The organism is Parabacteroides faecis (genome assembly GCF_014647375.1).
Lineage (GTDB): Bacteria > Bacteroidota > Bacteroidia > Bacteroidales > Tannerellaceae > Parabacteroides > Parabacteroides faecis.
The window spans coordinates 40,198-55,910 of sequence record NZ_BMPB01000015.1; the positions used below are offsets into that span (position 1 = coordinate 40,198).

Genomic DNA, 15,713 nt, shown 5'->3' on the forward strand with positions numbered 1-15,713 from the left:
TGTAAAGAAGAGACTATTATCAATTAAATCATTTATAAAATGAAAAACTATCTAGTTTTTACCATGGCTACACTTTTATTAGGAACTTCCTGTTCCTCTAAAAAAGAGCAGGCTGAAAGTTTTACCGGTGCTCCGGGAGAGGTAAAGCTTATAACGCTCGATCCCGGTCATTTTCATGCGGCATTGGTACAGAAGGTGTCTTATCCGCAGGTTTCTAAAGATGTTTTTGTGTACGCCCCCACCGGCTTCGATGTGAATGAACATCTAAAGCGTATCGAAGGATTTAATTCGCGTGCAGAGAATCCGACAGCGTGGAATGAGGTTGTTTATACAGGGCCGGATTATCTGGAGAAAATGCTATCCGAAAAGAAGGGGAATGTGATGGTCCAGGCCGGAAATAATGGCAAAAAGACCGAATATATAAAGAAAACCCTGGAAGCCGGTATCCATGTTCTTTCTGACAAGCCGATGGCGATCAACAGTCAGAATTTCCAACTGCTGGAAGAGTGTTTTGATATTGCAAAGCAGAAGAATATTCTGTTGTATGACATTATGACTGAAAGGAATGAGATCACAACGATGTTGCAGCGTGAACTTTCAACAATCCCCGCGATATATGGCGAACAGTTGAAAGGTTCTCCTGAGGAACCGGCTATTGTGAAAGAAAGTGTACATCATTTATTTAAACTGGTAGATAACAAACCGCTGACCCGTCCGGTGTGGTATTTTGATGTAACTCAGCAGGGGGAAGGTATCGTGGATGTGACGACCCATCTGGTGGATCTCGTTCAGTGGGAAGCTTTTCCGGAACAAATTATCGATTATAAAAAAGATATAGAATTGGTCGATGCGAACCGTTGGACGACTTCGATTAGTCCGGAAGAGTTTAAGCAGGTGACGGGCACAGATGCTTATCCCGATTTCCTGAAAAAAGATGTCGTAAACGATACGCTGAAAGTGTATTGTAATGGTGATATCGTCTATAAGATCAAAGGGGTGACAGCCAAAGTTTCCGTTATCTGGAATTATACCTTTCCGGAAGGTGGCGGCGATACGCATTTTTCTGTTATGAAAGGAAGTAAAGCCGACCTGGTGATCCGTCAGGGACAGGAGCAGGGGTATAAACCGGAATTATTTGTAGAGGCTGTTAAGGGGATTGACCTGGCTGCTTATGAAAAGGATTTGGCAGGTGCCATGTCTACCGTTGCTGATAAATATCCGGGAGTTGCTTTAAATAAGATTTCAGATAATGTATGGCAGGTTCAGATTCCGGCAAAATACAGAGTAGGGCATGAAGCTCATTTCGGACAGGTAATGGAAAATTATCTGCAATATTTGCAGGACGGGAAGTTACCGAACTGGGAAGTGCCGAATATGATCGCCAAATATTATGTGACAACGCATGCGTTGGAGGTGGCGAAGACAAAGAAGTAAGGAAAGGCTGGCTATTAGGGAACGTAGAATGTTTGAAATCATCTGCGTTCCTTAATATTCTGTAGCCAACCAATCGGCAAAAAAATAGTCGTATACCCGATAAACGCCATCTGTTTGCGTGATAAGGTCTTTCTCTATCAGTCCTTTGACTGCCGCTTGTACGGAACTGGCAGAAGGCAAATTGTATTTTTTGATAAAGGCAGAAGATGTTATCCCTTGTGCTTCCCGCTCTTTGGCTATGGCCTGCAGTACCTGTTTTTGCTTGGTTGCCAGGTTTGCTAATATTTCCCGGTAAAGGCTGTCTTGTGTTTGGATAACATTTTTTCGTGCTGTTTCGATCTTATCTGTTTTACACCATTCCCCATGAGCGGTCAGAGCAAATAATTCGTTCATCATCATTTGAACGAACCAGGTATAACCGGCAAACATCGAATAAACTTTCTCAGTAACTGTTCTTTCAATATGTTTCCCACGTTCCTCAAACATACGATTTGCAAATTTGATATAAGTTTCTTGTGGGATAGCTTTCAATCCCATACCTATGGAACTTTGATAGAAGGGTTTTGAGGGTGAATTGAACATATTATTCATAAGATGTCGTTTACTACCGGCAAAAATAAACATAGTATGGCTGCATTGCTGAATTTTCGTACGTAGCAGAGCCTCGACATTTTTCTCTTCGTAACCGGCTATTTGCTGAAATTCGTCTATCGCCACAATACAAGGTCTGTCTGCTGATTCTAAATAGTTGAAAATCTCGTCCAGTGTGATTTGTGGCGTCTGAATATCTCCCAATCCGATATCGAAGCCGGGTTCTCCCGTCAATGCATCCAGTTTAAATCCAACACGTAATGAACTTATTATTTGAAAGAACTTTTCGCTCCAGGACGTTTTCAAAGGTTTTAGCTCATCATAAATAGATTTCCCCAATAAATAGACAAATTCAGCTAGTGAGGTCGTTGCATAGATATCAATAAAAAAAGTATAATAACTTTCCTTGATTTGTTTCTGACGGAAACAGTGATTTATCAGCCCTGTTTTTCCTAGACGACGAGGAGAAATCAGAGCGACATTGCGGCCATTCTCAATCTGTTTAATCAAAAAGTCCGTTTCTTGTTCACGATCACAGAAATACTTGTCAGAAATATACCTTCCTACGACAAAAGGATTCGTCACTGCTATATCCATATTTTCTTTTTATTGCAAATGTAATTATTATGTTTATAATAAAAGTGCGTTCTTGGAATATTTTAGGTGTGTAGCTGTCTTAAATAATAAAAGATGATGTATTATGTGACAACGCATGCGTTGGAGATGGCGAAAGCGAAGAGTAAGTAAAGAAGGGAAAATAATTTATCAGGAGTACAGAGTTACTCCTGATAAATTATGAGATTTAAAATAGATTAAGAGCTTTTGCTTTCCGGAAAGATTGCTATCAAATCTTTACTTTAAAAACTTTGGTTCCAATTTGTACCAAATAAATTTGATTTGTGGACAAGCGAATTTTACAGTCACTAGTCTCTGTTTTTTGGGAATAGACCTGAATGCCAAAAAGATTATAGACCTTTATCTGTTCGCCGGGTGTTATATTATTAATTAATAGACCATCGGAAAGGGCTGATATTTGTATATTGAATTTATCTTCAATTATTTCATTAGATGTAGCCAACTGATCCTTCATTATGATTTCCAGTTTAGAGTCTCGATTAATATTCAAATAAAGCAACTTATTTTCTGTCAGTTGTGAAGTTATATCTTTACCATTTAAAAAGATAGATTCAATCTGCCAATTAGCAAAATAAGTATTCTCCTCGGCTATATGAAAAACAACTGTTTCATTTTTTTCCACTTCTATAAAATAATCATTTCCCGGATCAATATATGACACAATAGCTCCACCTATCCCTTCATAGTCAGGATAAAGCTGCTAGGCAAAAGTTCCTCCGACCAAATTAACTTGTAAAGAATAAGTCGGTTCTACATATTCTTCACGGATATTATCGAAATTGAGCCAGCCATCAGAAAAGGCATACTTCTTCTTACACCCTTCCGGTACATAAAGAATACAAGTTTCATAAAGTCCTTCAAAAGATTCCTGTTTGCAATCAGGAGGGATAGCTCCCATACAATGTATTTCCTGTAAATTCCCACATAATAAAAATGATTGTGTACCTACAGATTGTACACGCCAACCTAATGTAACAGATGTTAATGAAGAACATACTCTAAAAGAGTTTCTTATTTTTTTAACAGAAAAAGGAAGATCTATATTCGTAAGGTTTGAGCAATCATAAAAAGCGTACCATCCTGTATCTATTAAATATTTAGGAAGTTTTATCTCCTTCAAATTTGAACATCCCTCAAATGCCCTTTCCGAAATAATGGATGTTGCAGTATTTTCAATGTCTATCACTTCCAAATTATATTGTATAAGCATTGTTTTCAATACAGAAAAATCTTCTTTAATTAAAGAGTTACCATAAATAATTATTTTTTCTGTCTTTTCAATCTCACTATCTGTCAGTAAGTCCAACAAGGTTCCGCTCTCTCGAAGTTCTATATGGGTGGTAACTTGAGCTTTTATATTCAAACACAAACATAATCCCAATAAAACAAATAAAATTTTTTCATTCTTTTCTCTCCTTATCCTCCCTGTCCCCTTCGGTCGGTTCGTTAAAAAAAGAAGCATGGGAACCATCGTCTATCACTGTTCTGAGGCTCTCGACTGCCCACCACACAATAATAAGACAATGATCCCACGCTTTATGTAGGTATATAGTTCACCTGTCACTAGGTAAGTTTATATACACGAACACAAGCGTAGGAGACATTTGCTTATTATCTTGTGTGGTTGAAATTGTCGAGATTTCAGAACAAGATAATATCGAAACGCTTCTACGTTATTTTCTAATACTCTACAAATGTCGTATTTTTAAAGGATAAACAAAAACTTCTGCCTGTTTTTTTATTACCGTTCTGAATAAATCGGTTAATTATAGAAACGATTTTTGTTCATAATTAGCTGAAAAATTTCTTATTAATTTTCATCTTATTTTTGGGTATTTAACTATCATACTGTCATTTTTGTAGTTTGTTGTTTGTGTATCAGTCGTATAACTTATGATAGTATCTCTTTTTAACTATCATATGACTATCATTCAACTATCACAATCTTGTTCAAAAAGACTCAGATGCTTGATTTTATATAAAGTAAGGTGTTTGTATTCAGTAAGTTACTGACTTGTATTGCTTGACACCCGGGTCTTAACAGAACCGAGACCCGGGTGTGAGCATCGTCGAGACCGGGGTGTAAAAAGGGGGTAAATGGGCATCTCAAACACAATAAGCAGGCATTTTCAATAAAAAAGATAGCTGGTTCCTTGAAATAAGATAGGGGGTAAGTTGAATGACTACAAAGTATATAATGACATATATGAGTAAGGATCGACACATTTGAGACTGAAAAGTGACGATGCTATGTTAAAAATATGGTTAAATGCTGGTGTTATGATAGATGAATGATAGTTTAAAATCGGAACTATCATTGATTATGATATTGATTTGTATTGATTTATGTCTTGGTCTGATAGTATGATAGTTGATTTCATATAAACCTTTCCCGGAAAAATGATTGAAAGAGAAGTTTACCTGTTAAATAACATAAAAAAGCCCCGAAGCGATAAACTCCGGGGCCTCTATCCTTACTTCATTTCCTTTTCTTCCATCATGTCGAGTTCATTCTTGTCGGAATCGATAAATTTATATTCCAGAAAACCCAGACTTTGATTAGGAATGACTTTCATACTCATAGAGTATTTCAGTTTCCATTTCATACTAAGGGGGTAAAGCCCCTTGTTTACGAACGCTGCAACGTAGGGATGTACGTGCAGGGCGAATTTCTTCACATTGTGTTTGTTTACCAGACAGTCGATCTTTCCTTCCAGATTGTCGGTGAATAAGATCGAAGGTTTGATTGTTCCTGTGCCAAAACAGGTAGGACATGATTCTGTCGTATCCACATCCATTGCCGGGCGTACCCTCTGACGGGTAATCTGCATCAGGCCAAACTTGCTTAGAGGCAGGATGTTGTGTTTGGCCCGGTCGTTTGCCATTGCTTTGCTCATGTGTTCGAACAGCTTTTGCCGGTTGGCGGCTTCTGCCATATCGATGAAATCGACTACAATAATACCGCCCATATCACGAAGACGAAGCTGGCGTGCGATTTCGTCGGCGGCAGCAGTATTTACATCGATAGCTGTTTTTTCCTGGGCATCGCTTCCTTTGGAACGGTTGCCGCTGTTCACATCTATTACGTGCATGGCCTCGGTATGCTCGATGATCAGGTAAGCTCCACTTTTATACGTAACCGTCCGTCCAAACAACGATTTAACTTGCTTGGTGATACCGAAATTGTCGAAGATCGGTAGTTCGCCGGTATATCGCTGTACAATCTCTTCCCTCCCGGGAGCGATCAGGCTGACATAATCGCGTATGTTATGGTAAACATCCGCATCGTTTACGTAAATATTCTGGAAAGAAGGGTTGAAAATATCACGGAGCAAGGCCACAGTACGTGCCGTTTCTTCATATACGATCGACGGTACTTTTAATTTAGGGACCTTGACGATGTTTTCTTCCCATCGTTTCACTAATGTCTTTAATTCATGGTCGAGTTCAGCCACGCGTTTTCCTTCGGAGGAAGTACGTACGATCACGCTGAAGTTTTTCGGCTTGATGCTCTGGATTAACTGCCGCAAACGGGCGCGTTCCTCGCTCGACTTGATTTTTGTGGAGACAGAGACCTTGTCGGCAAATGGTATCAGAACGATGTATCTTCCGGCAAAAGACAGCTCGGAAGTCAATCGCGGACCCTTTGTTGAGATCGGCTCTTTGGCAATCTGTACCAACACCTCCTGTCCGACTTTAAGCACATTGCTGATGCTTCCGTCCTTTTCTATTTCAGGAAGTATCTGCATTTTAGAAATGGCGGGCATTTTTTTCTGGTCGCCAAGTGCTTGTTTGAGGAACTTTTGTTGGGTGTTGAAGTTCGGACCTAAGTCCAGGTAGTGAAGAAATGCGTCCTTTTTATACCCTACATCAATGAAAGCAGCGTTCAGACCCGGCATCAGTTTTTTAACTTTGCCAAGATAGATATCGCCTACGGCAAACGAGACATTGCGGGCCTCCTTCTGGAGTTCCACAAGGTTCTTGTCTTCCAATACGGCAATAGATACCTCTTTGGGTTGTACATCAACTACTAATTCACTTATCACTAAAAAAGGGTTTTTTTATTCAGACCTTTCTAAATACGCAAAGAACAAACTTAAAAGGTCACTTATTAAGTTTGTTCTTTAGAGTTTCTTGATAGACTTATTTCTTTTTATGTCTATTCTTTTTCAGTCTCTTTTTGCGCTTGTGCGTAGACATTTTATGTCTTTTTCTTTTTTTTCCGCTAGGCATCGTTTCTAAATTTTAAATTAAACTATAATTACTAATTACTTAACTTCGTTCAGGAAAGTTTTAGCCGGTTTGAATGAAGGGATATTATGCTCCGGAATGATGATCGTAGTATTCTTTGAAATATTACGAGCAGTTTTCTGAGCTCTCTTCTTAATAACGAAACTTCCGAATCCTCTCAGGTAAACGTTTTCACCCTGAGATAATGAACTTTTCACGATGTCCATGAAAGATTCTACGCTACTCAATACCGTCTGCTTATCGATACCGGTACTTTTTGAAATCTCGCTAACAATATCTGCTTTAGTCATGTCTATAAATTAATTAATGATTTGGACCTATTAATTTTTTGGAATGCAAATATATAGCTTTTTATTTAAGTGGAAAAAGAATTGCCTGCCATTTTTTAATAAAAAAGATTCCTTACAATTCATTATATCTGTGTATGTTTGCATTAATCAACGAGTTGAGAGTTTGAAAACGTACAAAAAGAGGACACGATATAGTAAATGGAAAACGAATTGGAAGTCAGTCATATTTTACAGACCTGGTATAAAACAAATAAGAGGATGCTGCCCTGGAGGGAATCGTCCGATCCGTATATTATCTGGATATCAGAAATTATTCTTCAACAGACCCGTGTTGTTCAGGGGATGGATTATTTTCTCCGCTTCACCGGGCGTTTCCCTGATGTCGCTTCTCTGGCTTCGGCAGAAGAGGATGAGGTATTGAAATACTGGCAGGGATTGGGGTATTACAGCCGGGCACGGAATCTGCATGCTGCCGCTAAAGAGATCATGGAAAAGTTCGGTGGCGTTTTTCCGGAGAAGCATAAAGATATATTGTCCTTGAAAGGTATTGGCGACTATACGGCAGCGGCGATCGTCTCTTTTGTATGGAATAAACCTTATCCGGTCGTAGACGGGAATGTGTTTCGTGTATTGGCACGTTTGTTTGCGATGGATGTGCCTATCGACACTACACAGGGGAAGAAACAGTTTACAGAACTGGCAGGGATCGTTATGGATCCCAAACAGGCGGGACAGCATAACCAGGCAATCATGGAGTTCGGTGCATTGCAATGTGTTCCGCAGAATCCGGACTGCGAAGTCTGCCCGTTGAAAGAACGGTGTATGGCGTATGCTTCCGGCACTGTACAGGATTTACCTGTCAAGCAGAATAAGACAAAGACGCGTGCCCGTTATTTTCATTACTTATACATTATATATAGAGGACAAACCTGGCTTTCCCGCCGGGGTAAAAAAGATATCTGGGAAGGATTATACGAGTTCCCTCTGATCGAGACGGAAAAACCGATGGATTTTGCCGGATTGCAGGAAACGGAGGCATTCCGGAAATTGTTTACCGGGGCCGGCAGATTAAATATATCTTCCGACATGGCAGAAGTAAAACATGTCCTTTCCCATCAGGTCCTGTACACTACTTTTTACCGGGTAGAGATTGAAAAAATACCGGAGGCACTGAATTCGTATCTGGCTGTTCCGTATGAAGATATAGAACGTTATGCCGTTCCCCGGCTGATACATATTTATTTAGAGAAATTAAACGGAAATTTGTCTGAATGATCGAATTTATGTTTCTTTGTAAGATATTAAAAGAATTACTACTATGTCATTGAATAAAGTCATATTGATCGGTAACGTGGGTAAAGATCCCGACGTTCGTTATTTCGACAGCGGTACGGCTGTTGCAAACTTCCCTTTAGCAACATCTGAAAGAGGTTATACACTGGCTAATGGTACGGTTGTTCCGGAAAGAACGGAATGGCACAATATCGTTGTCCGCCGCGACCAGGTTGCTTTTGTAGAAAAATGGGTGAAGAAAGGTTCAGGTGTTTATGTGGAAGGTAAGATCCGTACCCGCAGTTATGACGACCAGAGTGGCGTGAAGCGTTATGTTACCGAAATTCATGCGGACCGTATTGAATTTTATAATACGGGTACACGGCCAGCCGATGGTACGACAACGAATGCCGGAACCGGTTTCCAGCAGGGAGGACAGGCACAACAGACGACTTCTTATCAGCAGCCGGCGCAACCGGATATTTCATCAGAATCAAACAGTGCGGATGATCTTCCGTTCTGATATTGTTTAACTAATACGGTTCCCCTTGGACTCAGACTATTATTTATCGGGCTTATTTGACCAGGTAACTATGCAGGCACTTACAGCAGGTCCTGTTATAGCATTAAGCCTTGCTTGTTTACTGCTGTTAGTGTCCGGTTTCGTATCGGCTTCAGAAGTGGCATTTTTTTCTCTTACCCCGGGTGATATCAATGACATCCGGGAGGAGAATTCGCCTTCAGATCCGCTTATCCGGAAATTACTGGACCGCTCCGAATATTTACTGGCGGCTATTTTGATTGCCAATAACTTTGTGAACGTAGCCGTGGTCATGCTTTGTACTTACGGCATCAATTCTTTGATCAATTTCTCGGTTGTCCCGGTTTTGGGTTTTGTTCTTGAAACGATCGTGCTGACCTTTTTACTTTTACTTTTTGGCGAGATCATGCCTAAGATCTATGCACAAAAAAATTCACTTCGCTTTGTCCGTCGTTCGGCTTCCGTGTTGAACATGGTGGAACGTATCTGTCACCCGCTTTCGACCGTGCTGGTAAATTCTACATCTATTATCAACAAGGCGTTGGTAAAGAAGAAATATGACTTGTCGGTCGACGAGTTATCCAAAGCGTTGGAGTTGACATCTAAAGAGATTCCGGAAGAGAAAGAGATGTTGGCCGAGATCATCAAATTTTATAATAAAACAGCCGATGAGATCATGACACCGCGACTGGATATGGAGGATCTGGAGATAAAGACCAGCTTTCGTAATGTCATAGATTTTATTATCAAATCAGGTTACTCACGAATTCCGGTGTATGCTGATTCGGAAGATAATATTAAAGGTATCCTTTATATAAAAGACTTGCTTCCTTATATTGACAAACCGGATACATTCCGTTGGCAGAGCCTGATCCGTCCGGCTTACTTTGTTCCTGAAACCAAAAAGATTGACGACCTGCTGGAAGAATTCCGTACGAATAAGATCCATATGGCAATCGTTGTGGATGAGTTTGGCGGTACGTCCGGTATTGTGACGATGGAAGATATTCTGGAGGAAATTGTCGGAGAAATATCGGATGAATACGATGATGATGAAAAGCAGTTTGTCCGTTTGGCGGATGGAAGCCTGATCTTCGAAGCTAAGATATTATTAACCGATTTCTTCCGTGTGATCAATGTCGATCCGACGGAATTTGGAAAACTGACCGAAGATGTAGAAACATTAGCCGGACTTTTACTGGAAATAAAGGGTGACTTTCCACGTCGCAGGGAGATCCTGGATTATGGAAAGTATCGTTTCCAGGTGCTGGAAATGGACAACAGAAGAATCCTGAAAGTAAAATTTAACTGTATTACGGATACAGTGAAAAAAGGGGAGGACTGATGAAGCGAGTACTGTCCGTTGCGCTTTTCCTATATCTCCTGATTGGTTCGTCTTGTACGGATTATACGCCGAAACCACGTGGTTATTTTCGTATCGAACCACCCGCGGCGCGTTATCAGGTTTTGTCGTTGGACAGTTTGCCTTATTCTTTTAATGTATCCCAACTGGCTACTGTCGAGTTGCCGGAAGCCGGAAGTCCGGAAGGATGGATTAATTTATCTTATCCATCTCTGGGAGTAAAGATTTATTGCAGTTATTTGCCGGTAACACCGGCTACTTTACCGGTCGCCGCGAGTGAATCCCGTTCGCTGGTTTCCCGTCAGATAAAAACGGCGAATGAGGTAAAGGTGCAGGAATATAGTAATTCGGAAGAACGGGTTTATGGCTCTCTGTTTCTGTTGGGTGGAGAAGCTGCTTCTCCTGTTCAGTTCATGCTGACCGACAGTATTTCAAATTTCTTTCGTGGTGCTTTGTATTATGATTGCGTGCCGAATGCCGATTCGCTGGCTCCCGTAACAGATTATCTGCGGAAAGATATTATAGAGTTGATACAATCTTTTAGCTGGAAAAAATAATGCCTCTCCTGTTTAAACATACAGAACCGTTACTGGGTGTGTGGAAGATCGAAGAAAGTTCGGATGAATTGCTCGCTATGCTGGGATTACAATCTGAATACCTCCCTTTTCTGCAAGGGATAAAAACGGAAAAACGTCGTCAGGAATGGCTGGCGTCGCGTGTTCTTCTAAAAGAGTTGGTAGGAGAGGAGTTGCTGATCGCTTATCATGACGATGGTGCTCCTTACTTATCCGGTTCGTCTCTTTCCCTGAGTATTTCCCATACAAACGGTTATGCGGCAGTGCTGTTGCAGGATCAGGAGACTGCCGGTATAGACATTGAATATCATTCCAATCGTGTGTTGAAGATCTGTAGCCGTTTTATGTCTCCAGAAGAAGGTGCATCAATCGGCTCCGAATATGAAGTAGAACATCTTCTTGTTTATTGGTGTGCCAAGGAAGCTTTATTCAAAATGATCCGGCAACAAGATATTGACTTTATCGAACATTTGCATATTGAACCTTTTCAATTTTCTGTTTCAGGAAAACTGAATGTGCATGAAACCAAAACATTAGAGCAAAGGTCTTATGTTTTAAAGTATGAAGTCTTACCAGACTTTGTATTGGTTTATAGTGTCTGACTCCTTTTAGGAGATTGACTTTTTTCCATGTATTCACTGGGAGTCATATTGAATTCCTTTTTGAAATTAACACTGAAATAACGAGCGTCTTTGAATCCGACTTGATAAGCAATTTCGGATATATTCCCTTTTTTCTGTCGTAATAGTTCCGTCGCTGTTTTTAGGCGTATATTCCGGATAAATTCATTGGGAGAAAGGTTGGTCAGTGCCTTCAGCTTACGATATAGCATTGAGTTGGAAACCTGCATTTCTTCCAAGAGTTGTTTTACGTCAAACTCCGGATCCTCTATGTGCTTTTTTACTATTTCAATTGCGTTTACCAAGAACTTCTCTTCATAAGAAGATACGGAAAGATTGATTTCTTGTGTGAGAGGGCTGGAACGGAATTTTTCGACAGTTCTTTTGCGGTTAGAAAGGATCGTTTCTATTTGCGCCTCTAAAAGAGTATAGTTGAAAGGCTTTGTTATGTAACTGTCTGCACCGCATTTCAGACCCACCAGATGGTCGGAACCATCGATTTTTGCAGTTAGTAAGATAATGGGGATATGGCTGATGTTAATATTCTCTTTTATTCTTTTACACAGTTCGAAACCATCCATCTTAGGCATCATAACATCACTGATAATCAAATCCGGATTGATTTGTGTTGCGATCTCCAATCCTTCTTGTCCGTTTGAAGCAACGACTGTATGGTATCTGCAGGAAAGGAGGTGTTGAAGGGAGGTTTGTAGTTCGGTGTCATCTTCAATCAGCAACAAAGAATACTTGTCCGTTGTATTATTTATATTTATTATCGATGGGTCTTTTTCTTCGATAAGGGTTTGTATAGAAATAATTTCATCTTGTTTTTCATCCTCAATTTGTTCTTCACGGAACGCTTTTCTACTAATTGGGATATGGATTGTAAATTCAGTCCATCCATCGGGTTCGCTGTCGACCATGATGGTGCCGTTATGTAGCTCTACCAAGCTTTTGGTCAGAGCTAATCCGATGCCATTCCCTTTTCCGGATTGTCTGAAGTTTTTCTCATAGAAACGGTTGAAAATCAGAGGTAATTCTTCTTTTTCGATCCCTTTACCCGAATTCCTGACTTTAATGATTAGCAGTTTATGCTGGTATTCATTTTCTGGCTCTTCAGCTGTCAATGCTACAACTATTTTACCACGACCATCTGTGTGGCTGAATTTTATTGCATTGGATAGTAAGTTATATAGAATCTTGTCGATTTTATCTTTATCGAACCAGGCTGCAATATGTTCGGGGGCACAATGTACATCTAGAGTGATATTCTTATTTTTTACCAGTAAAGAAAAGTTTTCATGACATATTTCGTGAATGAAGGCAGCTATATCTCCATAAGTGATTTTTAGTTTTAATTTGTTATTTTCTGCTTTTTGGAATTCCAGTATCTCTTCAATTAGTTTGTTTAACCTGAATACATTGGACTCAGCTGCTTTAATGGTTTGATTATCGATATGAAACCTCCGTTTCAGTTCTTCGAAAGAACAGCTGATGATGGATAAAGGGGTAAGGAATTCATGTGATATGTTTGTGAAGAATCTGAATTTGGATTGATTCAATTCTTCTGATTTAATACGTTCTATCTGTTCGATTTTAATAGCTTCCTGTAACCGGAAACGATATAACTGGAAGCGATACAAAAGATAGGCTATACTTGCGATTAACAAAAAGTAGAAAAAATAAGCATAGCCTGTTTTATAGATCGGAGGAAGGACATTGATATAAAATAGTTCATCATGTGAACTTTCAATCCCACTGCTGTTGATACATTTTACATGGAATTTATATGAACCGGCAGAAAGATTCGTATAGTAAGCTGTTCGTTGTGAAGCGTCTGTATATATCCAGTTTTTGTCGAATCCATCTAATTTAAATTTGTATCTCTTCTTTTCGGGATGAATGTAGGACAAAGCGGCAAATTCGATACCTATATTGTTGTCTGCAGGCGTTAATGTGACTTGTTTGGTATAAAGGGGATGAAAGTCTCCTGACAGTTGTTTTTGTTTTTTGGCTGGTAATTCATCGAATGACTTATGGAATATCTTGAAATCTGTCACGACTGTCTTTACATCGGTCGAATCAGGATCCAGTTTGTCGGGATGAAAAATATAGAATCCTTTAGGTGTTCCATAGTATATTTCACCTCTTCCGGTGTTCAGCATGGCATTCATCATACAATTATTATCCATTAAACCGTCCATATCGGTTAGAATGGTTGATTGGTAAGTTGTATTATCGTATAAAACTAATCCTTGATTAGTTCCGAGAATAAGTTTACCGTTCACTTCTGTTATATTGTAAATAATATTACCTTGTATATCTTCCATATCAGGAGCTGGTTCAAACCAGTTTTTTTCCCGGTTATATTTTTGGAGCCCGCATTCTTTGGTTCCAACCCATAAGTTTTGATGGGAATCTTCGAAAATACATAGTATTTCATTGGCATTGATCAGTTTATTATTATTGTTGTATATTTCGAAAGATAGTTTGCGAATATCGAATCCGGGACGTAAACGATAAATACCATCGAAATAGGTGCCGAGCCAGATTGCTCCGGTATGATCCTGACAGATTGATTGTATCCGGTTGTATGTTCTGTACGATAATGTATCGTCGTTTGCTGTAATTATATTTAATCCTTCGTCGGATCCGATCCATATATTGTGATCTTTATCCATTACAATGGAGTTTATAGTCGTTCCGATCGGAGTTTGCCCCAGTTTATGAAAATAGTAACGGGAAGATATGATTTCATTTTTCTCAACTTGGCATATAATCAGTCCTCCGAATTGTGTCCCGAACCATAATTCATTTTTATACGGATGTTTGAATATAAATTGCAAGTTTCCGGGCCATTCCCGGAATATGTTATTATAGTTCTGTTTCTTTTTGTAAGAAATGAGTTCTTGTTTATTTTTGTCGTAAAAAGCAAAACAGATCTTGTCTGCTCCAAGTAAAAGTTCATTTTGATTCCATTCATAAAATGAATTGACTTTTAGTGATTGATGGGAACTGGTTGTCATGTTTAACGGATAATTTGTAAACGGATTTTTTTCCGAAGAAGCGACATAAACTCCAGAGTTCTGGGTCGCAATCCATATATTGTGTTCTTTATCCGTATATAAGTAGTTGATCTCATTATTTAAAATCTGGGTATATAGAGGATTTTTTTGTTTATTTGAGACCTGTAGAGAATTGTCTGATGTGATTGAGTATAATCCTTGGCTGGTTCCGGCTATAATTTCTCCATTGTTCAGCTGTTGCAGGCTGCGAAAAATACATTCGTATGTCGATTCTTTTTGTATATGTGTATAGACAGGATAATAACTGTCATTTTTGTTTTCTATTTTGACAATGCCGTCTCCCCATAAACAGACCCATAGATTTTTATCTTTATCCTGAAATAAATAATTGGCACGGTTTAATGGTGCAAGTGACGGATAATGGATGAATTTTTCCGTTTGAGTATTCAGTCTACATATTCCATAGCCATAAGTGGCGACCCATATATCTCCGGATTCATCTTCCAGCAATGCTTTTATTGCATTTCCACAGATGGAAGTGTTGTCATTGGGGCGATTTTTGTAAGTCGTGAAATTTCGTGAATCTCTGTTGTAGCGAAGTAGTCCGACTTGAGTGCCGATCCACAGGGTGCTGTCGCTAGAGAGAAGAAAAGAGTGAATATATGAATTTTGAAGACTATCGTTACTTATCGTTTCGATTTTGTTTGTTGATTTGTCCAGAATATTTATACCTTGTTCTGTTCCTATCCAGATACGATGGTCTATATCTTCAATTATAGCATTTACGATATTGCTTTGCAATAGCTTCGGGTGCTGATTGGAGGATTTGTATATTTTCAGGGAATATCCGTTGTAAGAACATAGTCCGTTGTTGGTTGCAAACCATATATATCCTTCACTATCCTGGAGTATTTGGTTAACTTGCTTACCGGGAAGTTTGTCCTGATTATTAATAGGACGTATCTTGTAGTTGCTCCATTCTGTTTCTGCATGATTATATAATGAAAATACAGATAAGAGCAATAGTAAAATTATTCTTTTCATTATAAGTAGTATTTTTCAAAATTGTATGACAAATATATAAAATAAGGTAACCTGAAAATCCTGAATTTCT

The 15,713-nt window shown here is 39.2% G+C and carries 12 protein-coding genes; 6 read left to right on the forward strand and 6 right to left on the reverse strand.

The window, feature by feature from the left end; genetic code table 11:
- Positions 1 to 39: 39 nt before the first annotated feature.
- Entirely contained in the window at positions 40 to 1,434 is a 1,395-nt protein-coding gene (locus IEY67_RS20345) for a putative oxidoreductase C-terminal domain-containing protein (RefSeq protein ID WP_183672203.1), read from the forward strand.
- A 51-nt stretch (positions 1,435 to 1,485) separates the two neighbouring features.
- Here IEY67_RS20345 and IEY67_RS20350 read toward each other — a convergent pair whose 3' ends face one another.
- From IEY67_RS20350 to IEY67_RS20370, 5 genes are all read right to left on the reverse strand, one after another.
- Positions 1,486 to 2,622, reverse strand: coding sequence for an AAA family ATPase (locus tag IEY67_RS20350; RefSeq protein WP_183672204.1), 1,137 nt, complete (start codon positions 2,620 to 2,622; stop codon positions 1,486 to 1,488).
- 247 nt (positions 2,623 to 2,869) lie between these two features.
- Positions 2,870 to 3,322 carry a hypothetical protein gene (locus IEY67_RS20355; RefSeq protein WP_189086832.1) on the reverse strand — a complete coding sequence of 151 codons (453 nt, stop codon included), beginning with the start codon at positions 3,320 to 3,322 and terminating at the stop codon, positions 2,870 to 2,872.
- A gap of 39 nt (positions 3,323 to 3,361) precedes the next feature.
- Positions 3,362 to 4,024, reverse strand: coding sequence for a leucine-rich repeat domain-containing protein (locus IEY67_RS20360; protein ID WP_183672206.1), 663 nt, complete (start codon positions 4,022 to 4,024; stop codon positions 3,362 to 3,364).
- 1,111 nt (positions 4,025 to 5,135) lie between these two features.
- Positions 5,136 to 6,707, reverse strand: coding sequence for an Rne/Rng family ribonuclease (locus IEY67_RS20365; protein WP_122352191.1), 1,572 nt, complete (start codon positions 6,705 to 6,707; stop codon positions 5,136 to 5,138).
- Between the two features lie 222 nt (positions 6,708 to 6,929).
- Positions 6,930 to 7,202: an HU family DNA-binding protein gene (locus tag IEY67_RS20370; protein WP_008148996.1), complete on the reverse strand. Its 273-nt coding sequence runs from the start codon at positions 7,200 to 7,202 to the stop codon at positions 6,930 to 6,932.
- Positions 7,203 to 7,400: 198 nt separating this feature from the next.
- On the opposite strand from IEY67_RS20370, the gene mutY reads away from it, so the two are divergent.
- From mutY to IEY67_RS20395, 5 genes are read left to right on the forward strand one after another with little or no spacing between them, the layout of a single operon-like run.
- Entirely contained in the window at positions 7,401 to 8,477 is a 1,077-nt protein-coding gene (mutY, locus tag IEY67_RS20375; protein WP_183672207.1) for an A/G-specific adenine glycosylase, read from the forward strand.
- 43 nt (positions 8,478 to 8,520) lie between these two features.
- Positions 8,521 to 8,997 (forward strand): single-stranded DNA-binding protein, encoded by a 477-nt coding sequence (locus IEY67_RS20380; protein ID WP_122352193.1) that lies wholly within the window; start codon positions 8,521 to 8,523, stop codon positions 8,995 to 8,997.
- 25 nt (positions 8,998 to 9,022) lie between these two features.
- The gene (gldE, locus tag IEY67_RS20385; RefSeq protein WP_183672208.1) at positions 9,023 to 10,360 is read left to right on the forward strand and encodes a gliding motility-associated protein GldE; all 1,338 of its coding nucleotides are present in this window, start codon (positions 9,023 to 9,025) and stop codon (positions 10,358 to 10,360) included.
- The gene (gene gldD, locus IEY67_RS20390) at positions 10,360 to 10,935 is read left to right on the forward strand and encodes a gliding motility lipoprotein GldD (protein ID WP_122352195.1); all 576 of its coding nucleotides are present in this window, start codon (positions 10,360 to 10,362) and stop codon (positions 10,933 to 10,935) included. The genes gldE and gldD overlap by 1 nt, the downstream gene beginning before the upstream one ends.
- Positions 10,935 to 11,555, forward strand: a complete 621-nt coding sequence (locus IEY67_RS20395) for a 4'-phosphopantetheinyl transferase family protein (RefSeq protein WP_183672209.1) — start codon at positions 10,935 to 10,937, stop codon at positions 11,553 to 11,555. Before gldD ends, IEY67_RS20395 begins: the two co-directional genes overlap by 1 nt.
- On the opposite strand, the gene IEY67_RS20400 is transcribed toward IEY67_RS20395, so the two are convergent.
- Entirely contained in the window at positions 11,543 to 15,643 is a 4,101-nt protein-coding gene (locus IEY67_RS20400; RefSeq protein ID WP_183672210.1) for a two-component regulator propeller domain-containing protein, read from the reverse strand. The genes IEY67_RS20395 and IEY67_RS20400 overlap by 13 nt on opposite strands.
- Positions 15,644 to 15,713: the final 70 nt, after the last annotated feature.

Coding starts and splice junctions, on each gene's coding strand:
- IEY67_RS20345 (WP_183672203.1), top strand. CDS start 40: ATGAAAAACTATCTAGTTTTTACCATGGCTACACTTTTATTAGGAACT.
- IEY67_RS20370 (WP_008148996.1), bottom strand. CDS start 7,202: ATGACTAAAGCAGATATTGTTAGCGAGATTTCAAAAAGTACCGGTATC.
- IEY67_RS20395 (WP_183672209.1), top strand. CDS start 10,935: ATGCCTCTCCTGTTTAAACATACAGAACCGTTACTGGGTGTGTGGAAG.
- IEY67_RS20380 (WP_122352193.1), top strand. CDS start 8,521: ATGTCATTGAATAAAGTCATATTGATCGGTAACGTGGGTAAAGATCCC.
- mutY (WP_183672207.1), top strand. CDS start 7,401: ATGGAAAACGAATTGGAAGTCAGTCATATTTTACAGACCTGGTATAAA.
- IEY67_RS20400 (WP_183672210.1), bottom strand. CDS start 15,643: ATGAAAAGAATAATTTTACTATTGCTCTTATCTGTATTTTCATTATAT.
- gldD (WP_122352195.1), top strand. CDS start 10,360: ATGAAGCGAGTACTGTCCGTTGCGCTTTTCCTATATCTCCTGATTGGT.
- IEY67_RS20350 (WP_183672204.1), bottom strand. CDS start 2,622: ATGGATATAGCAGTGACGAATCCTTTTGTCGTAGGAAGGTATATTTCT.